The sequence below is a fragment of the Enterococcus sp. DIV0170 genome (assembly GCF_051710765.1).
GTDB classification, from domain to species: Bacteria; Bacillota; Bacilli; order Lactobacillales; family Enterococcaceae; genus Enterococcus_A; species Enterococcus_A raffinosus.
Window position 1 is genome coordinate 57,453 of sequence record NZ_JBIOLG010000001.1, and the last position, 16,615, is coordinate 74,067.

General features: G+C 41.0%; 20 protein-coding genes. 18 read left to right on the forward strand and 2 right to left on the reverse strand.

From position 1 onward, the window contains the following. Window positions 1-34: 34 nt before the first annotated feature. From IGI50_RS00275 to IGI50_RS00295, 5 genes are all read left to right on the forward strand, one after another. The gene (locus IGI50_RS00275; protein ID WP_438775696.1) at window positions 35-412 is read left to right on the forward strand and encodes a transcriptional regulator GutM; all 378 of its coding nucleotides are present in this window, start codon (window positions 35-37) and stop codon (window positions 410-412) included. A 15-nt stretch (window positions 413-427) separates the two neighbouring features. Next, complete coding sequence (srlA, locus tag IGI50_RS00280) at window positions 428-961, forward strand: PTS glucitol/sorbitol transporter subunit IIC (protein ID WP_218256294.1); 534 nt, start codon at window positions 428-430, stop codon at window positions 959-961. Between the two features lie 13 nt (window positions 962-974). Beyond that, on the forward strand, window positions 975-2,039 hold the full coding sequence (srlE, locus tag IGI50_RS00285) for a PTS glucitol/sorbitol transporter subunit IIB (RefSeq protein ID WP_218256295.1): 1,065 nt from the start codon (window positions 975-977) through the stop codon (window positions 2,037-2,039). Window positions 2,040-2,067: 28 nt separating this feature from the next. Then, window positions 2,068-2,421 carry a PTS glucitol/sorbitol transporter subunit IIA gene (locus IGI50_RS00290; protein ID WP_218256296.1) on the forward strand — a complete coding sequence of 118 codons (354 nt, stop codon included), beginning with the start codon at window positions 2,068-2,070 and terminating at the stop codon, window positions 2,419-2,421. A 244-nt stretch (window positions 2,422-2,665) separates the two neighbouring features. Next, on the forward strand, window positions 2,666-3,628 hold the full coding sequence (locus IGI50_RS00295) for a sugar-binding transcriptional regulator (protein WP_438775697.1): 963 nt from the start codon (window positions 2,666-2,668) through the stop codon (window positions 3,626-3,628). A gap of 33 nt (window positions 3,629-3,661) precedes the next feature. On the opposite strand, the gene IGI50_RS00300 is transcribed toward IGI50_RS00295, so the two are convergent. Continuing rightward, window positions 3,662-4,588 (reverse strand): alpha/beta hydrolase, encoded by a 927-nt coding sequence (locus IGI50_RS00300; protein ID WP_438775698.1) that lies wholly within the window; start codon window positions 4,586-4,588, stop codon window positions 3,662-3,664. A gap of 227 nt (window positions 4,589-4,815) precedes the next feature. Between IGI50_RS00300 and rbsR the strand changes: the two genes are divergently transcribed. The 13 genes from rbsR to IGI50_RS00365 all read left to right on the forward strand — a co-directional run bounded on the left by rbsR (window position 4,816) and on the right by IGI50_RS00365 (window position 15,382). Beyond that, window positions 4,816-5,808 carry a ribose utilization transcriptional repressor RbsR gene (rbsR, locus tag IGI50_RS00305; protein ID WP_218256298.1) on the forward strand — a complete coding sequence of 331 codons (993 nt, stop codon included), beginning with the start codon at window positions 4,816-4,818 and terminating at the stop codon, window positions 5,806-5,808. A gap of 109 nt (window positions 5,809-5,917) precedes the next feature. Beyond that, window positions 5,918-6,823: a ribokinase gene (gene rbsK, locus IGI50_RS00310; protein ID WP_438775699.1), complete on the forward strand. Its 906-nt coding sequence runs from the start codon at window positions 5,918-5,920 to the stop codon at window positions 6,821-6,823. A 16-nt stretch (window positions 6,824-6,839) separates the two neighbouring features. Beyond that, window positions 6,840-7,235, forward strand: a complete 396-nt coding sequence (gene rbsD, locus IGI50_RS00315) for a D-ribose pyranase (RefSeq protein ID WP_010747360.1) — start codon at window positions 6,840-6,842, stop codon at window positions 7,233-7,235. Between the two features lie 24 nt (window positions 7,236-7,259). After that, entirely contained in the window at window positions 7,260-8,147 is an 888-nt protein-coding gene (gene rbsU / locus IGI50_RS00320) for a ribose/proton symporter RbsU (protein WP_010747359.1), read from the forward strand. Window positions 8,148-8,306: 159 nt separating this feature from the next. Next, window positions 8,307-8,708 carry a hypothetical protein gene (locus IGI50_RS00325; protein WP_218256301.1) on the forward strand — a complete coding sequence of 134 codons (402 nt, stop codon included), beginning with the start codon at window positions 8,307-8,309 and terminating at the stop codon, window positions 8,706-8,708. Window positions 8,709-8,767: 59 nt separating this feature from the next. Then, window positions 8,768-9,070, forward strand: coding sequence for a DUF5960 family protein (locus tag IGI50_RS00330; protein WP_010747357.1), 303 nt, complete (start codon window positions 8,768-8,770; stop codon window positions 9,068-9,070). A gap of 192 nt (window positions 9,071-9,262) precedes the next feature. Then, complete coding sequence (locus tag IGI50_RS00335; RefSeq protein ID WP_222226200.1) at window positions 9,263-9,592, forward strand: hypothetical protein; 330 nt, start codon at window positions 9,263-9,265, stop codon at window positions 9,590-9,592. Between the two features lie 9 nt (window positions 9,593-9,601). Beyond that, window positions 9,602-9,916 carry a hypothetical protein gene (locus IGI50_RS00340; RefSeq protein WP_438775701.1) on the forward strand — a complete coding sequence of 105 codons (315 nt, stop codon included), beginning with the start codon at window positions 9,602-9,604 and terminating at the stop codon, window positions 9,914-9,916. A 157-nt stretch (window positions 9,917-10,073) separates the two neighbouring features. Further along, window positions 10,074-10,403 carry a PTS lactose/cellobiose transporter subunit IIA gene (locus IGI50_RS00345; protein ID WP_438775702.1) on the forward strand — a complete coding sequence of 110 codons (330 nt, stop codon included), beginning with the start codon at window positions 10,074-10,076 and terminating at the stop codon, window positions 10,401-10,403. Then, window positions 10,403-11,797, forward strand: coding sequence for a glycoside hydrolase family 1 protein (locus tag IGI50_RS00350; RefSeq protein WP_438775703.1), 1,395 nt, complete (start codon window positions 10,403-10,405; stop codon window positions 11,795-11,797). The genes IGI50_RS00345 and IGI50_RS00350 overlap by 1 nt, the downstream gene beginning before the upstream one ends. 43 nt (window positions 11,798-11,840) lie before the next feature. Further along, the gene (locus IGI50_RS00355; RefSeq protein ID WP_028020403.1) at window positions 11,841-12,131 is read left to right on the forward strand and encodes a PTS sugar transporter subunit IIB; all 291 of its coding nucleotides are present in this window, start codon (window positions 11,841-11,843) and stop codon (window positions 12,129-12,131) included. 6 nt (window positions 12,132-12,137) lie between these two features. Further along, window positions 12,138-13,442 (forward strand): PTS sugar transporter subunit IIC, encoded by a 1,305-nt coding sequence (locus IGI50_RS00360; RefSeq protein WP_010747351.1) that lies wholly within the window; start codon window positions 12,138-12,140, stop codon window positions 13,440-13,442. Between the two features lie 83 nt (window positions 13,443-13,525). Next, entirely contained in the window at window positions 13,526-15,382 is a 1,857-nt protein-coding gene (locus IGI50_RS00365) for a BglG family transcription antiterminator (RefSeq protein ID WP_438775705.1), read from the forward strand. Window positions 15,383-15,439: 57 nt separating this feature from the next. Here the strand turns inward: IGI50_RS00365 and IGI50_RS00370 are convergent, their stop codons facing one another. After that, window positions 15,440-16,615 (reverse strand): NupC/NupG family nucleoside CNT transporter, encoded by a 1,176-nt coding sequence (locus IGI50_RS00370; protein WP_438775707.1) that lies wholly within the window; start codon window positions 16,613-16,615, stop codon window positions 15,440-15,442.

Sequence of the window (16,615 nt, forward strand, 5' to 3'; positions counted from 1 at the left end):
TTTCCCTCATCTGCTTTTGGAGAGGATGTAGCTTATGAGCGGCCTAGTTATTGTGTTGATCATTTTAATGCTTAGTCAAAGTCTTTTAAGTCTTGTTCAGGTGAAATACTATCAGAGCTTCATCAAAAAAATCACCACTGAACAAGCAGGAACCGAGTATGAATTTTATACCGAGGTTGTTAAGGGAAAAGTACTGCGGACAATTGTTGCAGTCGTTGTCGATGTGGAGGGGAAGGTTATTCAATGCTACATCTGTAAGGGCTTGACGATTTTTGCACGATTTAAAGAAGAGCATTCCTACAGAGGGGAGCAATTAGTGAATTATCAGACTGCTGCACAGGAAAAGAAGGCGCCTCAAATTGAAAAGGCATTAGCACAAATCTACACACGCAAATTGGAAGCGGTTACCTAGAAGGAGGATTTTATAATGAAATATATCGAATGGGCAGGAAAAAACTTTATTGGTATGTTTGAAGCCGGCGGCGAACAATTCATGGGATACATGACTGGTATCGTACCATTATTGATTGTACTTTTAACTTTTACTTATTCAGTTATTGCATTTATCGGAGAAGAACGTGTTGATAGAGCCATCCGCTATTGTTCGAAATACATGATTTTACGGTACTCATTGATGCCGATTTTAGCAGTATTAATGTTGACCAATCCAATGGCCTATACATTTGGAAAATTCGTTAAAGAGGAAGAGAAACCCGCGTTTTATGATGCTGCGGTATCGTTTGTTCACCCGGTTACGGGACTATTCCCATATGCGAATGCTGGAGAGCTGTTCGTTTATTTAGGAATTGCCAATGGTGTGACGAAAGCTGGATTTAGTCAATCAAGTCTGGCTGTCCGCTATTTCTTAGTAGGGATTGTGGTGATTTTGATCCGCGGAATCGTAACGGAACGTTTAACGAAATTCATGATGGCTAGAGAAGCGAAGAAAGCTGCAGCATAAAGGAGGAATCGTAATGTACAAAACAGTATTTGTAAAACCTGGAAATAAAGGCTGGGGAGTAGGCTGGACGCTAACTCCAACAGATCAAAAAAATAAAATTGTCTCTGTAACAGGCGGTGGGATTCATCCGGTTGCGCAGCAAATCGCTGATTTGACTGGTGGGATTGCCTGTGATGGTTTTAAGAATCAAATTCCTGAAGAAGAAACCTTATGTGCTGTTATTGACTGCGGTGGAACTGCGCGAATCGGCGTTTACCCAATGAAACGCATTCCAACAGTGGATGTATTGCCGTCTTCTCCATCAGGCCCGTTATCAAAACATATTACGGAAGATATTTTTGTTTCAGGTGTTCGACCAGAGGATGTTTCTCTTGTAGAAGATGCAAATTTAGAAGATCGTCAAATGGCAGCAGTCAATCATGGTCATGCGGAAGATGCTGAATCCGCTGCAGCTACTGAAAAAATAATTACTGAGGGTCGAGAGTCTGAAGAAGAGTTCAGAGAAAGATATTCAAAGATTAAAGAAGAACATAAAGTAGAGCAAGCGAAGAAAGACAGCTTCCTCGTTCGTTTCTCTCGTGGAATTGGTGGCGTGATGAGTACCTTTTATCAATCAGGTCGTGACGCGTTAGATATGTTGTTGAAGAATATTATTCCATTTATGGCATTTATCAGTATGATCGTGGGAATTATCAATTATACTGGTATTGGTGACTGGTTAGCGAAGGTACTTTCACCGTTAGCAGGTTCGTTACCAGGGATGATTGTTTTGGCTTTGATTTGTAGTATTCCAATCTTGTCTCCAATCTTGGGGCCAGGTGCTGTAATTTCTCAGGTTATCGGGGTATTGATCGGAACACAAATCGCTAATGGATCCATTCCAGTGCAATATGCTTTACCCGCGTTGTTCGCGATTAACGCACATGTTGGTTGTGACTTCATTCCGGTTGGCTTATCACTAGGAGAAGCTAAACCAGAAACTGTCGCGATTGGAGTACCTGCGATTTTATACGGCCGGATGTTGACAGGTTTTACAGCGGTAATTTTGGCTTGGTTGGCTAGTTTCGGAATGTATTAAAAATTGTTTGAATGGAGCGTATGGATTGATGGTAAAATCAAAAATTATTGAAATTGGCAGTATGGTGCCAGCATTTGAAGAAGAACGATTGATTATTTTGTTTGGCCCCTCTGCGACCGCAGAGCTGAGAGATATTTGTGTGATTCATGAATTTGAAGATCGACCTAAAGATGCGTTAAAAGTAGGCGGCAAAATCAAGTTCGGCGATCAAGAGTTTACGATTGAAGAAGTGGGTTCGCAAGCAAATGCAAATTTTGAAGAATTAGGACATATTTCGATTTATTTTCGTAACGCGATCGGGGAAATCTTACCAGGAGCAATCATTGTTAGTCCGGGTACCTTTCCTGCCTTTGAAGTCGGTGGCGTAATCGAGATTCTTTAAAACAAAAGTCGAGGATGTGCTTACACTAAAGCACATCCTCATTTGTGGTTTTACGGCTAAGAGGTGTTAGTCAGCAGAGGATTGTGTGGGAAAAGAAATGGATTTTTTGCGACAGGAAGATTCTTTTGTTATCAATGTTAGCTGCGAAAAAAATGAATTGGCCCCACTAGTTCTACGGATATTCTGGTAGAATCAAACCGTATGGTGAATGAAAATAAAAAGTTGTTCAGAGGATGGGATCACAATGGCTATAAAACATAATCGAGATATCGTAAAAGTAGCTACGATGTATTACAAAAAGAGTTTGAAACAGTCGGAGATCGCCAAACGTCTGGGAATCTCTCGTTCACTGGTTTCAAAATATTTGAATGACGCAAAAAATGAAGGGATTGTTGATATTTTTATTAAGAGTGAGAGTGCCTATTCGATTGAATTGGAATTGGCTCTTGAAGAAACATTCGGGTTGAAAAAAGCCGCAGTGCTGGATACCAGCAGCTTGCGAAAGGATGAAGTGGAACGCTTACTCGTTCAAACAGCGATTACCGCCTTTCAAAAAGAAATCGCAAAAGCCAAAACGATCGGACTCTCTTGGGGAAAAATGCTGAGAGGTATTGTTGATGAATACCCTTATGAGAATCATGCGGATGCGACCATCATTCCATTGATTGGTGGTTTAGGCTCTGAGATGGTAGATGTCCATTCCAATCAATTGGCTTACGATTTATCCAAAAAGTTGCGTGCTAAATGTAAATATTTATATGCACCGGCATTAGTGGACAATGCCTTTATCAAAAAAAGTTTGATTGAAAATGATGGTATCCATGATGTGCTGGAGGCTGGGAAAAATGTTGATTTCGCTTTAGTTGGAATTGCGAGTCCTTTTTCTAAAAACAATACAATGACAGAGATTGGCTATGTGAACCAACAGGACATTGATGAGCTGGAGAAGCTAGATGTGATTGGCGACGTTAATTCGAAGTTTATTGATCAGGCGGGACGGGAAGTCGCTTGTGAAATCAACGAGAATGTCATTGGATTAGGTGTTGAGGACGTACGAAAAATTGCTAATGTTGCGGTTGCCTGCTACGAGGACAGTAAAAAAGATGTACTGTATGTAGGCACAAAGACCAAGATTTTTACTCATATTACCGTAACAGATAGTCTTGCGGAATACTTATTGGAACAAGCAAAAAACGAGACACATTGAGGTCTCGTTTTTTTTCGTAAAAAGCCCATTTTTCTAAGGGACATATTTTTGGATGAACTCCGTGACTTTTTCCTGGTACATGCTGGGATTACTGCTTAATGCTTCGGCATGTTTGGCACCGTGAACGACATACTGTTCTTTTGGTCCTTTCGTCGCTTTGTAGACTTCATCTAGCATGAAATATGGAACGAAATCGTCCTTATCACCATGAATAAAGAGCATTGGCCGAGTATTCTTTTTCAATTGCTTAATCGTATCTGCTTCACCAAAAAAGTAGCCGGCGCGTACTTTTGTGACCAAACTAGTTACTGGAATCAAAGGAAAGGCCGGCAGGTTGAACATTTCCTTCAATTGATAGCCTAATTCACCTTTCACCGAGCTGTACCCACAATCCTCAACGAATGCTTTGACGTTATCCGGCAATTTTTCTCCGCTGGTCATCATGACGGTTGCAGCGCCCATGCTGACTCCGTGAAGAACGATTTCTGACTGAGGATCTTTTTTAATAATCCGATTGATCCACTGGAGATAATCCTTTCGTTCATCCCAGCCGAATCCAATGTAATCTCCTTCGCTTTTGCCATGTCCACGAGCATCAGGCATTAACACATTATAACCAAGGTCATGATAGATTTTCGCGTATTGCGGCATATCTGTAGCTTGTCCCATATATCCGTGGGCAATAATCGCTGTTTTGTGTTGCTCTTCTTTCGCAGGTAGATAGTAAGCCGATAATTTCAAGCCATCGTTTGAGGTAAGCTGCCAATCGCTGCGGTTATTTTTATCATTGAACCAGTCTTCCGCACGAATCCGTTCCGCTGATTTTTTCTCCGATCCACTGGCTAGAAAATCTTTTTTCGCTGGAACAACGGCATAAGAATAAAAATAATTCCCTGCTGCAATGAGCACGATTACTAGGATTAGGATGAGTCCTAAAATGATTTTCGTTGATTTATTCATTTGTTTCCTCTCTTCTTGTGGTAAGCTGATAAACACTGTCTAGCAAACCAAGAATATATTATTGTGTAGACTACTTGTTAAATTGAATATGATGGATCTGATACCTGATGAAGATACCATAAGCAGTATAAGAAAAATTCAAGTCCATAGCAAGTTGCTGAGAGGTGTATTTACAGAAGCAACTATCCATGAGAAAATGTAGCAGAGTTTGAAACAGGAGAAATCAGATGAAAAATAAAAAAATCACGATTAAAGATGTTGCTAAACAGTCTGGGGTATCAATCGCAACAGTCTCTCAGATCCTAAATGGCAACGAACAAAAATTCAGCCCCAAAACTGTCGAAAAAGTGCTGGCAGCAAAAGCGGAGCTGAATTATGAACCAGACTATTTCGCACGCCGCATGATCATGAAAAAAAGCAAAACGATCGGTGTGTTAATTCCAGATATCACGAATCCTTTTTTCGGAACGCTGGTTCGCGGAATCGAAGGTATTTTGTATCGCGAAAATTTTGTGACGATGCTTTGTAATGCTGATCTGGATACAAAAAAAGAAACCGATTATTTAGAGGAGCTGAGTCGTCGAGGCGTTGATGGGTTTATCATTGCTAGTTCAGCGATCTCCAATCAAGCGATCAATGAAACCTTACGGAAAAAGAATCTGCCGTATATCGTGCTGGATCAAAAGAAAGCAGAGGGCTTCAGTGATGCGGTCTTGACGGATGATTTTTCAGGAGGGAAAATTGCCGGCGAGCATTTGCAGCAATTAGGGCACGAAAAGGTAGCCATTGTCTTACCTGAAGATGCAACCGAGAATATCAGCACACGACTGGCGGGCTTTCAGGAGATTTATCCTGATGCCGTTCGAATCCACGGAGAATTGTCAAAAACTGGCGGCCGTCAAGCAGCTAAAGAAATCGTTAAAATCGATGTGACTGGAATCTTTGCGATTAATGATGAGATTGCTTTTGGTTTGTATCTAGGTCTGGCAGAGCTTAAGAAAAAAATTCCGCAAGACTACAGTGTGATCGGCTATGACAATATCGATATGAGCGAGTATGTGACGCCGCAGCTAACGACAATTGCTCAACCAATCTATGAGTTGGGGCAAACAACAGCGGAATTATTGCTGGAAAGAATCGAGCAGCCGTCGAAAGATTGGGAAGAAAAAACATTGCCTGTTCAATTAATTCAACGTTTTTCAACTGCACACTTGAAATAGCTTTCAAGCTGTGCTATATTTTTGGTGTCGAATTAAAACGTTTTAATAAAACGTTTTAATTTAAACTTAAATGGAACGATTCAGAAGAAAAAGAAATGGAGTGAATAAAATGAATACGATTACAGTCATTGGAAGTATCAACCTTGATCGCACGATTCGGGTGAAACAAATGCCGAAGCCAGGTGAAACCATGCATACGAAAGAAATCTTTTCTGCTGGTGGAGGAAAAGGAGCCAATCAAGCCGTTGCGGCAAAACGTTCTGAAGCAGTGACTAATTTCATTGGTGCAATTGGCAATGATGAATCAGGCGAAATGATGCGGGAGCTTTTATCAGAAGAAGGAATTGATCTCTCTGGAGTTCAAACCTTAGAAAAACAGGCGACAGGTCAAGCCTATATCATTGTTGATGACCAAGGAGAAAATAGTATCATGATCCATTCTGGGGCCAACAATGCCTTCACCCCGCAACAAGTAAAAGAGCATGCAGAGGTAATCAAAGCTAGTGATTTTGTTGTTGCTCAATTTGAAAGCACTTTAGAAAGTACGATCGAAGCCTTTTCCATCGCTCGTGAAGCAGGTGTGAAAACGATACTGAATCCAGCTCCAGCTTTAGAAAATGTGCCTGAAGAACTATTAAGAGTGACCGATATGATCATCCCAAATGAAACGGAAACTGAAATTTTGACAGGTATCCAAGTGACCGATGAAGCCAGCTTGAAAGCAGCAGCGGAACATTTGCATCAACTGGGCATCGAAGCAGTGATTATCACCATTGGAAGCAAAGGCGCTTTTTATGATGTACAAGGACGCAGCGGCATTGTACCTGCCTTCAAGGTAAACGCAGTCGACACTACTGCGGCTGGAGATACCTTCATTGGCGCTATGAGCAGTGTATTAGAAAAAGATTTCAGCAATTTAGAAGAAGCGATCAAATATGGAAACAAAGCCTCTTCCGTGACTGTCCAACGTTTTGGGGCACAACCATCTATTCCCTACAAAAATGAATTGAAGTAAAGAAAGGATCTTTATCATGAAAAAAAGTAAAGTCATCAACTCAGATATTTCACGCGTTATCGCTCAAATGGGGCATTTTGACCAACTAAGCATCGGGGATGCTGGAATGCCGGTTCCAATGACCACTGAAAAAATTGATTTGGCTGTCGATAACGGAATCCCTAGCTTTATGGATGTGTTGAACAATGTATTAGAAGAATTAGCGGTTCAGCGAATTTATTTGGCAGAAGAAATCAAAACAGAAAATCCTGAAATGTTGAAAAAAATTCAAGAACGTTTACCTGAAACGCCTGTAACGTTTATTCCTCATACGGAAATGAAAGCAGCACTGCATGACAGTCGAGCATTTATTCGGACAGGGGAAATGACGCCATACGCCAACATTTTATTGGAAAGCGGCGTTGTCTTTTAAGCAGCGCTACAAGGAGGAAATACGATGAATACAACAGCGATCTTGATTGGACTAGGACCGTTACTCGGTTGGGGGCTATACCCAACCATTGCGTCAAAAATTGGCGGGCGTCCAGTAAATCAAATACTTGGATCAACTTTAGGGACTTTGATCTTTGCGTTAATTTTTGCAGTAGTTAATGGAATGGGACTTCCAACAGGAATGGATCTGGTCTTCTCTATTCTTTCGGGTGTGGGCTGGGCCATCGCTCAAATCATTACCTTTCAATCGTTTACTTTAGTCGGCTCCTCGCGGGCGATGCCGATCACAACAGCTTTTCAGTTATTAGGTGCTTCCTTGTGGGGTGTCTTTGCCTTAGGTGATTGGCCAGGAGTCGGTGCGAAACTATTAGGCGGGTTGGCTTTGGTATTGATTATCTTGGGTGCTTGGATGACCGTGTGGACAGAAGAAAAAACACAGGAAAAGGCCAGCATTTTGAAAAAAGCAGTGCTATTATTAGCGGTCGGTGAAATCGGCTATTGGGCTTATTCAGCTGCACCGCAGGCAACGAGTATTGATGGTATGCACGCATTCTTGCCGCAGGCGATTGGTATGCTTTTAGTTGCGCTTGTTTACTCCGTGATTTTAAGCGTGAAGGACAAAGAAAAATCTGCCTTGGCAGAAGCCGTATCCTACAAGCATATTTTTTCTGGCTTCTTCTTCGCTTTTGCCGCACTGACTTACTTGATTTCTGCTCAACCAGATATGAACGGGTTGGCAACAGGATTCATCTTGTCTCAAACTTCAGTTGTATTAGCAACCTTAACCGGTATCTGGTTCTTGGGACAGAAGAAAACCAAAAAAGAAATGACGATTACAATCATCGGCTTGGTATTGATTTTAGCTGCCGCTGCGATGACCGTAATGATCTAAAGCTGTCGATTTTCGACAGCTTTTTTTGAGCTTCGTATCCATGAGTTGGCTTCGCCTTTCTTATTGGAGGTAAATCAAAGTAAAAATTCGCGCGGTAATGCTATAATCGAAACGAGAAAAGAGACTATCGTTTTTTTAAAATAGAAAGAAGGAAGAAGCATGAAGCTGACCGTTTCATTAGATATTTTGGAGGAGGCCTTTTATTACGTGTCGCCGGTTAAACCAGTCTCCACAGTTCCGCTGGTCTACGCAACATTTTTAGTGGAAAAGACAGAAGTGGCTTATACCACTGACAATGAAGCGAAGTTCGCGCGAAAAATCGAGCGCGTCTTCAAAGCCGCTTTTCACGAGATTGTCCAAGCAAATCAAGCGTATCGTGAGATTCTTGATCAAGACAAGCTTTTGTCCTTTGATGAGCATTTAAAAAAGCAAAGGCAATTAATTGAATCAATAAAAGAAGCCATTCAGAAGTATCCTGAATTGACGCTGATTCGTCTGGAGCTTACAGGCAGCTGGCCGGTTTTCCAAACGGAAGCTGGGCGGCTGGATTTAACGGAATAAGCGTGATAGTTTAGGATTTTGATGACAGATGGTACAGTTAAGCTGAAAGGGTGAATTAAATGGATATGACGTATTTTGAAGGACAAGCAGTATTTTTAGAGGATTATAAAAAGGTCGCAAAGGCAGCGACGATCAATCAGCAGCAAGTGATCGATCAAGTCATGGAGCAATTGAACAAACCGACACCAGATGACAAATTGTTTTACATTCTACCTGGCGAAGAGACAGCCAACGGTCTGGCGGTTAGATTTCCTTTCCGTAAAGAGCTGATCGCTATGGATAATGAAGCGACCGTCTCTACTCAATTCTTCTATGAAGGATCACCATATGAATATGAAGTGGTTGAAGAGGAACAATTGTAATCGTTGAGACTTTCAAGTGTAAAAAGCTTGAAGGTCTTTTTTTACTTGCTTTAAAAAAAGAAGCTGGTATGATGGATATAATATGGTTTGTTATTTTTTTGCAAGAATGGGAGGTGATGGTCTTGCATGATTTACAAGCAGCAGGGCTATTTCCTGCAAGCGATGATTTTAAACTGAAAGGGAGTTAATACATTGTTCATTCTTGAAAAGAAAGCGGAACCAACGCAGCAAATATGGAATCACATCAAACGCCAATACCAAGGCGAAAAAGTAGCGGTTGTAGGAGTAGAGAAACAATTGCCGCAAACTTTTTTACGTAATAAACAAGTTATTTTTTATGAGAGCTTAACTGGAAAAGCTTTACTAGATGAAGGGAAAAAATTTTTAGAGAAGTTCTCGAAAGACTATACAGCTTTTGTTTTCTATTTGGCTTGTTCTTCAGAAATAGCGGAGCAGCTGATTGAAGCGGGTCGGAAACTAGGTGTTCGAGTAACGGTGACAGTAGAAGAAAAGGCAGCTTAGGAACTAGTCATGTGGAAAGAAGTCATTCAACAAAAGAAGGTCCATAATAGGATTTTACGGAATGGCTTGCGTTTGCTGCATCAATACTCTTGGCGCCAAAGCAAGGATAAAAAAGCTTTATTAGAATTTTCAGAACAACTGCAGAACGTGATGCAATTACATTTAGAAACTCAGAATTTAGTCGTAGGGGTTCCTGGATTTGGAAAAGAAGTCACTCTTTTGGAACTAGATGAACCGAATTTTGTGCCTCATTATAAAATAGAACAAGTTGTGGAATCTACCGAAGGACATTTTATCAAGCTAAAATTAATCAAAACCATTTAAAAGCAGTCGCACAAATGTGCGGCTCTTTTTTTACCAAAATTGTTCGAATAGTGAGATTGCGGAAAGGGAATTTCCACTTTAATGTGGAAAATAAAAATTTTAACCAATTAAGAAAACGCTTTATAGTTGGACTATAGAAAGAAGAGGAGGGAGTTTCTTGGGAGAAGCAAAAATTGGAACGGAAATGGAATCGATGGCGATTATTTTGCATGCCGGAAATGCGAAAAGTGATTCATACGAAGCGCTGCAGGCAGTAAAGCAAGGCGACTTTCAGACTTTCGAAGAAAAATATCAATCGGCAAAGGACGAAATTAAATTGGCACATAAAGCTCATGCAGAGATGCTACGCAAGCTTTCTGCGGAAGAGCGTATGGATGAAATTGATTTGCTGCTTGTTCACGCCGAAGGGCATTTAACATCGACAGCGATCGCAGTCGATATGATCGGTGAGTTTGGTGAGCTATATAGATGGAAGGAGACGATGTAATGGATAAGAACTTTTTATGGGGTGGCGCAACAGCTTCCTATCAATGCGAAGGAGCTTGGGATGTAGATGACAAAGCAGAATCAATGTGGGATCGCTATTTACATGAGAACGATCTAGAAAATGGTGATGTCGCTAGTGACCATTACCATCGTTTCGAAGAAGACATTCGAATGATGAAGGAAGGTGGACAGAATTCTTATCGTTTTTCTCTTTCTTGGCCGCGGATCATCAAAAATAAAGAAGGCGAGATCAATGAAAAAGGAATTATCTTTTATCAACGCCTGCTTGATGCTTGTCATAAGTATGATATTGAACCTTTCGTGACGATTTATCATTGGGACTTGCCGCAATATTGGGAAGAAGAAGGTGGCTGGCTGAATGTCCAAGTCGCTTATGCTTTTGAACATTTAGCAAAGGTCTGCTTCGAGCATTTTGGTGAGAAGGTTCGAAACTGGACCACCTTTAACGAACCTAAATGGTTTATTGCCAATGGCTACTTCATCGGGAATTATCCGCCAGGCCTGCAGGATGTTCAGAAGACGATGATTGGTGCTTATAATGTAATGTTAGCGAGTGCTTTAGGTGTTCGAGCATTTAGAGCGGGAAATTATCAAGGACAGATAGGAATTGTTCACAGCTATACCCCAGTTAATGGTGTAGATGACACGATCGAAACTCGGATCGCTATGCGCTATGCCGATAATTATTGCAATAATTGGATCTTAGATACCGCAGCTTTAGGTGAATTTCCAATTGATCTAGTAGCGAAATTAGCTCAGGATCATGATATCAGTTTTGTGAAAACAGAAGAGTTGAAAATCATGAAAGAAAATACTGTTGATTTTATTGGACTAAATTATTACGCTCGGACCTTGGTGAAACCCTATACCGGTGGCGAAACACAACTTGTCTTCAACCATTCAGGGAAAAAAGGGGAAAGTAAAGTAGTAATCAAAGGCTGGTTTGAACAAGTCAAAGATCCAAATAGTGAGTTTACTGCTTGGGACACGGAAATCTATCCAAAAGGTCTGCAGGATGGCTTGATCGAAGCCTGGGATCGCTATCACCTGCCGATCTATGTAACAGAAAATGGTGTGGGTGTCCGAGAAGATGTGACAGTAGAGCAGGTGAATGATGACTATCGCATTTCCTTTATGAATGATCACATCAGTGCGATTATGAACGCGATGGATCGCGGCGTAGATATTCGCGGCTACTATGCTTGGGCTTCATTTGACTTATATTCATGGAAAAATGGTGTGGAGAAACGTTATGGATTAGTAGCGGTTGACTTTGAAAAGGATCAGATCAGAAAACCAAAAGCGTCTTACTATTGGTTCAAAGAAATCATTGAAAGCCAAGGACAAAAAATACAAAGAAGAGCCTTCGACTAAAAAGGAACGATCGCTTTTCTAATAAGAAGAGGAGAGAAATAAAATGAAAAAAATTATGCTGGTATGCAATGCTGGAATGTCAACAGGGATGTTAGCGAAGAAAATCGAAGCCGCTTCTGACCACACACTAGAAGTCAGCGCCTATAGTGAATCAGAATATCAAGATTATCTGCAAGGGGTGGATCTAGTCTTGATTGGTCCGCAAATTCGTTTCTTAAAACCTCAGATCGAAGCAGCTGTGGACGTGCCAGTAGAAGCCATTTCGCCAATGAAATACGGCATTATGGATGGCAAGGGTGTTTATGAGGATATCAAAAAACTGATTGGAGGATAAGAAGTCATGGGATTTAGTACATTTAGCGATACGATGGATAAATACATCTCACCTTTGGCAAATAAACTGAGTCAGCAGCGTCATTTAAAAGCGACGCGTGATGCCTTTATGTCTATGCTGCCAATAACATTGTTTGGTTCGATTCCAATTATTTTGAATGCACCGCCTGTGACAGAAGATACGAAAAATGGTTTTTTGTTAGCTTGGGCAAGCTTCGCGGAAAAGAACAGTCTGGTTTTAAATTGGATCAGCGGGGTAACCCTGAGCGCCATGGCCTTATTCATCTGTGTAGGGGTAACTTACTTCTTGTGTCGCCATTATAAAGAAGATGTCTTACGTCCAATGATGTTTTCACTTGTCGGTTTCCTAATGCTTGTCTTAACACCGCTAAAAATGGGTTGGGACGGGAAGGAAGTTGAAATCAGCTTTTTAGATGGACGGGGAATCCTGCTGTCACTTTTTGTCGCAATCGTTACGGTGGAAGGGTACCATTGGATGCGTAAAAGAAATATTGGTCGGATCAAGATGCCCGATAGCGTACCGGCCTCTCTTTCAGAGACCTTTGCTGCTTTAGTGCCGGGCTTGATTTTGATGACGTTCTTTTCAGTGATCTTTATCATTTTCCATGCGTTTGATACAACAGCCGTTCAGTTCCTTTACAATATTATGGCGCCAAGCTTCAAGGCAGCTGACAGCTTACCATTTACGATTATCAGTGTCTTCTTGATCCATTTGTTCTGGTTCTTTGGGATTCATGATGCTGCCTTAGCAGGGATTCTTGGACCGATTCGTGATGGGAATCTATCGATCAATGCTGCGGAAAAAATGGCAGGCAGTGATTTGAGCAATATTTTCACGACACCATTCTGGACCTATTTCGTTATTATCGGGGGATCTGGTTCCGTGTTGGCTTTAGCTTTCTTAATGATGCGCTCGAAATCGAAGCAGTTGAGCACTGTTGGGAAAATCGGTTTGATTCCATCTTTCTTCGGTATCTCTGAACCAATGATTTTTGGAACACCCTTAATGCTAAATCCGATTTTTTTCTTTCCTTTCATCTTTACTTCCGTCTTTAACGCGATTGTTACGTATCTGTGTATGTCATGGGGAATTGTCGGAAAAACCTTCGCTGTCTTTTCTTGGCAGATGCCGTCACCAATCGGCGCATTTCTATCCACAATGGATTGGCGGGCTGTTGTCTTAGTCTTAATTTTGATCATTCTTGATGGTGTGATGTATTATCCATTCTTGAAAGTTTATGAGAAAAACCTTGTTCAGCTAGAAAAAGAGAGCGATACAGAATCGGCATAATGTTATAATAAAGCGTAGAAGTTTAATAACTTCTATGCTTTTGTTGGGATACAAATCAGTTATTTATTATAGGAGGGATCATTGTGAATATTTCTCAAAGACAAGAAAAAATTCTAGAGAAATTATCCCTAAACCAGCAGCCTTTTACCGCTGGCCAACTGTCAAAAGAGCTGGGTGTTTCGTCGAAAACGATTCGAAATGACATTCAGCAGTTAAACCAGCTTTCTGAACAACCCATGATCCTATCGAAGGCGGGAACAGGGTTCTATATAAATCCTGAAAATAACTACCTTCAGCAGCTGACGTCTGATAAGCAGTCGACGAATTTGACCTTTGATTTACTCATGCGGTTATTAGACCAAAAAGCTTGTGACTTTTACGAACTGGCGGATGAATTCTTCATTAGTGAATCCACCCTTGATCGAATGGTCAAAGAGCTTAATAGATTGATTGCGAAAAGGGATCAGCGCTTGATAATTAAACGAAAACAAAATCGACTTTTGATTGAAGGGGATGAGGCGGCTAAACGTCGTGTGTTTACGTTGTTTTTAAATCAGGAGATTGAGACCAATAAATTAAGCTTAGACAATTATTCGGATTATTTTGAACAGCTTGATCTAGCGAAATTAACTAAGGTGGTCGTAAATGTTCATCAAAAGGAAGGCTTTTTCGTCAATGATTTCTCAACGATTTCATTTATTTTGCATCTCGCAGTATTGTTGGAAAGAGTCAGCAAAAAGAGCTACTTGAATCCTTCTCAGGTATCACTAAAAGAGACTAAGAGTCGTCAAATGACTCTGGCGATGGTTAAGGAATTAGAAAGTAATTTTGAGGTTAAGATTCCAGAGGAAGAATACGCGTATATCTATCGCTTATATTCTGGTTCGCTGGTTTCTGATGAGGACCTAGCCGATAAAAAACTAAAGCAGGCGATTGAAGGCGTCTTAACAAATATCGACTCGATTTTTTTCATTGATTTTACGCAGGATAAGAAAATCACGGATTATTTACTGACCCATGTGTCGGCATTGTATAAGCGCGCTACTCATAAACAATATTTGGTGAATCCCTTACTTGAAGAAATCAAAAGCAAGTTTCCTTTTGTTTATAATGTCAGTGTCTATGCCTCTGGTTATCTTCAAGAGAAGCTGAGCATTCAATTTCCAGAAGATGAAGTGGCGTACCTATCCTTGCATTTTCTTTCAGCATTAGAAAATATTCGCGCCCATAAAAAGAAACGTGTGTTGCTCATCTCTCCTTATGGTGTGGGAAATCAGAGAATTGTCAGAAACCAATTGAATAAGATCCAGGAGTTCGAGATCGAACTATTCGTTGCGGAATCTATATTCGCAGTGACCAACGAGATGACAGAAGAGAAATCATTGATTTTAACGACAGAGAAGTTGAATCTAGCGACAACCGTTCCGGTTTATCAGTATGATTCATTTTTGACAAATGCTGATTTAAAGAAGATTCAGAACCTATTGATCGAAGAAAATCAGTCACCTTCCGTTTTGACGACCTTTTTGAAGGAAGAGCTGTTCTTTCCCCAAGAAACGTTCACAGACAGAGATGAAGTGATCCGATTTCTTTGTCAGGAACTGTATAAAAAAGGTTATTGTGAAAAGAACTATGTGGAGAAGGTGCTGCAACGAGAAGCATTGTCCAGTACCGCCTTTGGTGATTTTTACGCGTTGCCTCATGCCATCAAACGTGAGGCAAAACAAAATGCGGTGGCCATTTGTTCACTAGAAAAACCGCTGCAATGGAAAGAAAAAAAGGTTAGATTGGTTCTCCTGCTGGCCTTGAAGGAAGAACGTGATAACTCCTTTGAACAGCTATTTGAAGAACTTGTACAGATGCTAAATGATGCAGCGCGAGTAAAGAAGCTTTCAAGGCAAACAAGTTTTCAAGAATTTATGGCGATCTGCCAGAATTAAGGAAAATAAAACAACCGTCAAAATCCTGTGAGGGATCTTGGCGGTTGTTTTGAATGCTTAAAAAATTAGCCCTGTAATAATGGCGCTTAAGAAGCTGACTAGGCTGGCACTCAATAAGATTTTTAACCCATGTTTGGCAACTAGATTGCCTTTTTCTTCGTTGAGTCCCTTCATCGCACCAGAAATGATTCCGATGGAAGAGAAGTTGGCGAAAGATACTAAGAAAACGGAAAGGATGGCTGTAGTACGCGCTGAGAACGTCCAGTCGCCCTTCGCTAATTCTGTCATCGCGACAAATTCATTCGTAACGAGTTTAGTTGCCATCAGGCTTCCTGCATCAACGGCTTCTTTCCAAGGAATCCCAGTAATAAACGCTAAAGGCGCAAACACAAAGCCTAGAATTTCCTGGAAGGTTAGCCCGGTAATCTTAGCGAAAATAAAATTGATCATTGCGATCAAGGCCACAAAGCCGATCAGCATCGCAGCAACAGTGACGGCCACATGAAAACCGTCTAATATATATTCCCCTAACATTTGAAAGAATGTCTGCTCTTTATCCTCTTCAATGACTAGCTCATCATTTTCCAGTTGATATGGATTGATGATTGAGGCAATGATAAAACCGCCAAATAAATTTAATACAAGCGCCGTAATTACATATCGCGGCTGGATCAAGGCCATGTAAGAGCCGACGATGGACATAGAAACGGTAGACATGGCAGAGATGCTCATGGACGTTAATCGTTGCTCAGATAAGGTAGGCAACTCTTTTTTGATAGAGATGAACACTTCTGATTGCCCTAGGATCGCAGATGCAATTCCATTGTAGGATTCTAATTTGCCCATACCATTGATTTTACTAAGGGCAAGCCCAACGCCTTTCATGAAGAGCGGCAGGATCTTCACATAACGTAGAATTCCGATGATCGCAGAAATAAAAACGATCGGCATAAGCACATTTAAGAAGAAGGGAAAGCTGCCTTTATTAGCGATTCCGCCAAAAACGAAGTCCACGCCTGAACCGGCGAAGCTCAACAGTGCATCAAAAACACCGGCTAAGCCGCCGACAATCGTGGTTCCAACCGTTGTTCGTAAGAGAATGAAGCCTAATAAAAATTGTAGTACCAGCATAACTAAAATGGGTGTGTACTGAATCTTTCGACGATCACTGCTGATTAACACACCTAAAGCTAAAACAATAATCAACCCAATAATACCTGTCACAAAATGCAA

Excerpts from the sequence above, each read along its gene's own strand:
- IGI50_RS00275 (WP_438775696.1), top strand. The coding sequence starts at position 35 with ATGAGCGGCCTAGTTATTGTGTTGATCATTTTAATGCTTAGTCAAAGT.
- srlA (WP_218256294.1), top strand. The coding sequence starts at position 428 with ATGAAATATATCGAATGGGCAGGAAAAAACTTTATTGGTATGTTTGAA.
- srlE (WP_218256295.1), top strand. The coding sequence starts at position 975 with ATGTACAAAACAGTATTTGTAAAACCTGGAAATAAAGGCTGGGGAGTA.
- IGI50_RS00290 (WP_218256296.1), top strand. The coding sequence starts at position 2,068 with ATGGTAAAATCAAAAATTATTGAAATTGGCAGTATGGTGCCAGCATTT.
- IGI50_RS00295 (WP_438775697.1), top strand. The coding sequence starts at position 2,666 with ATGGCTATAAAACATAATCGAGATATCGTAAAAGTAGCTACGATGTAT.
- IGI50_RS00300 (WP_438775698.1), bottom strand. The coding sequence starts at position 4,588 with ATGAATAAATCAACGAAAATCATTTTAGGACTCATCCTAATCCTAGTA.
- rbsR (WP_218256298.1), top strand. The coding sequence starts at position 4,816 with ATGAAAAATAAAAAAATCACGATTAAAGATGTTGCTAAACAGTCTGGG.
- rbsK (WP_438775699.1), top strand. The coding sequence starts at position 5,918 with ATGAATACGATTACAGTCATTGGAAGTATCAACCTTGATCGCACGATT.
- rbsD (WP_010747360.1), top strand. The coding sequence starts at position 6,840 with ATGAAAAAAAGTAAAGTCATCAACTCAGATATTTCACGCGTTATCGCT.
- rbsU (WP_010747359.1), top strand. The coding sequence starts at position 7,260 with ATGAATACAACAGCGATCTTGATTGGACTAGGACCGTTACTCGGTTGG.
- IGI50_RS00325 (WP_218256301.1), top strand. The coding sequence starts at position 8,307 with ATGAAGCTGACCGTTTCATTAGATATTTTGGAGGAGGCCTTTTATTAC.
- IGI50_RS00330 (WP_010747357.1), top strand. The coding sequence starts at position 8,768 with ATGGATATGACGTATTTTGAAGGACAAGCAGTATTTTTAGAGGATTAT.
- IGI50_RS00340 (WP_438775701.1), top strand. The coding sequence starts at position 9,602 with ATGTGGAAAGAAGTCATTCAACAAAAGAAGGTCCATAATAGGATTTTA.
- IGI50_RS00350 (WP_438775703.1), top strand. The coding sequence starts at position 10,403 with ATGGATAAGAACTTTTTATGGGGTGGCGCAACAGCTTCCTATCAATGC.
- IGI50_RS00355 (WP_028020403.1), top strand. The coding sequence starts at position 11,841 with ATGAAAAAAATTATGCTGGTATGCAATGCTGGAATGTCAACAGGGATG.
- IGI50_RS00360 (WP_010747351.1), top strand. The coding sequence starts at position 12,138 with ATGGGATTTAGTACATTTAGCGATACGATGGATAAATACATCTCACCT.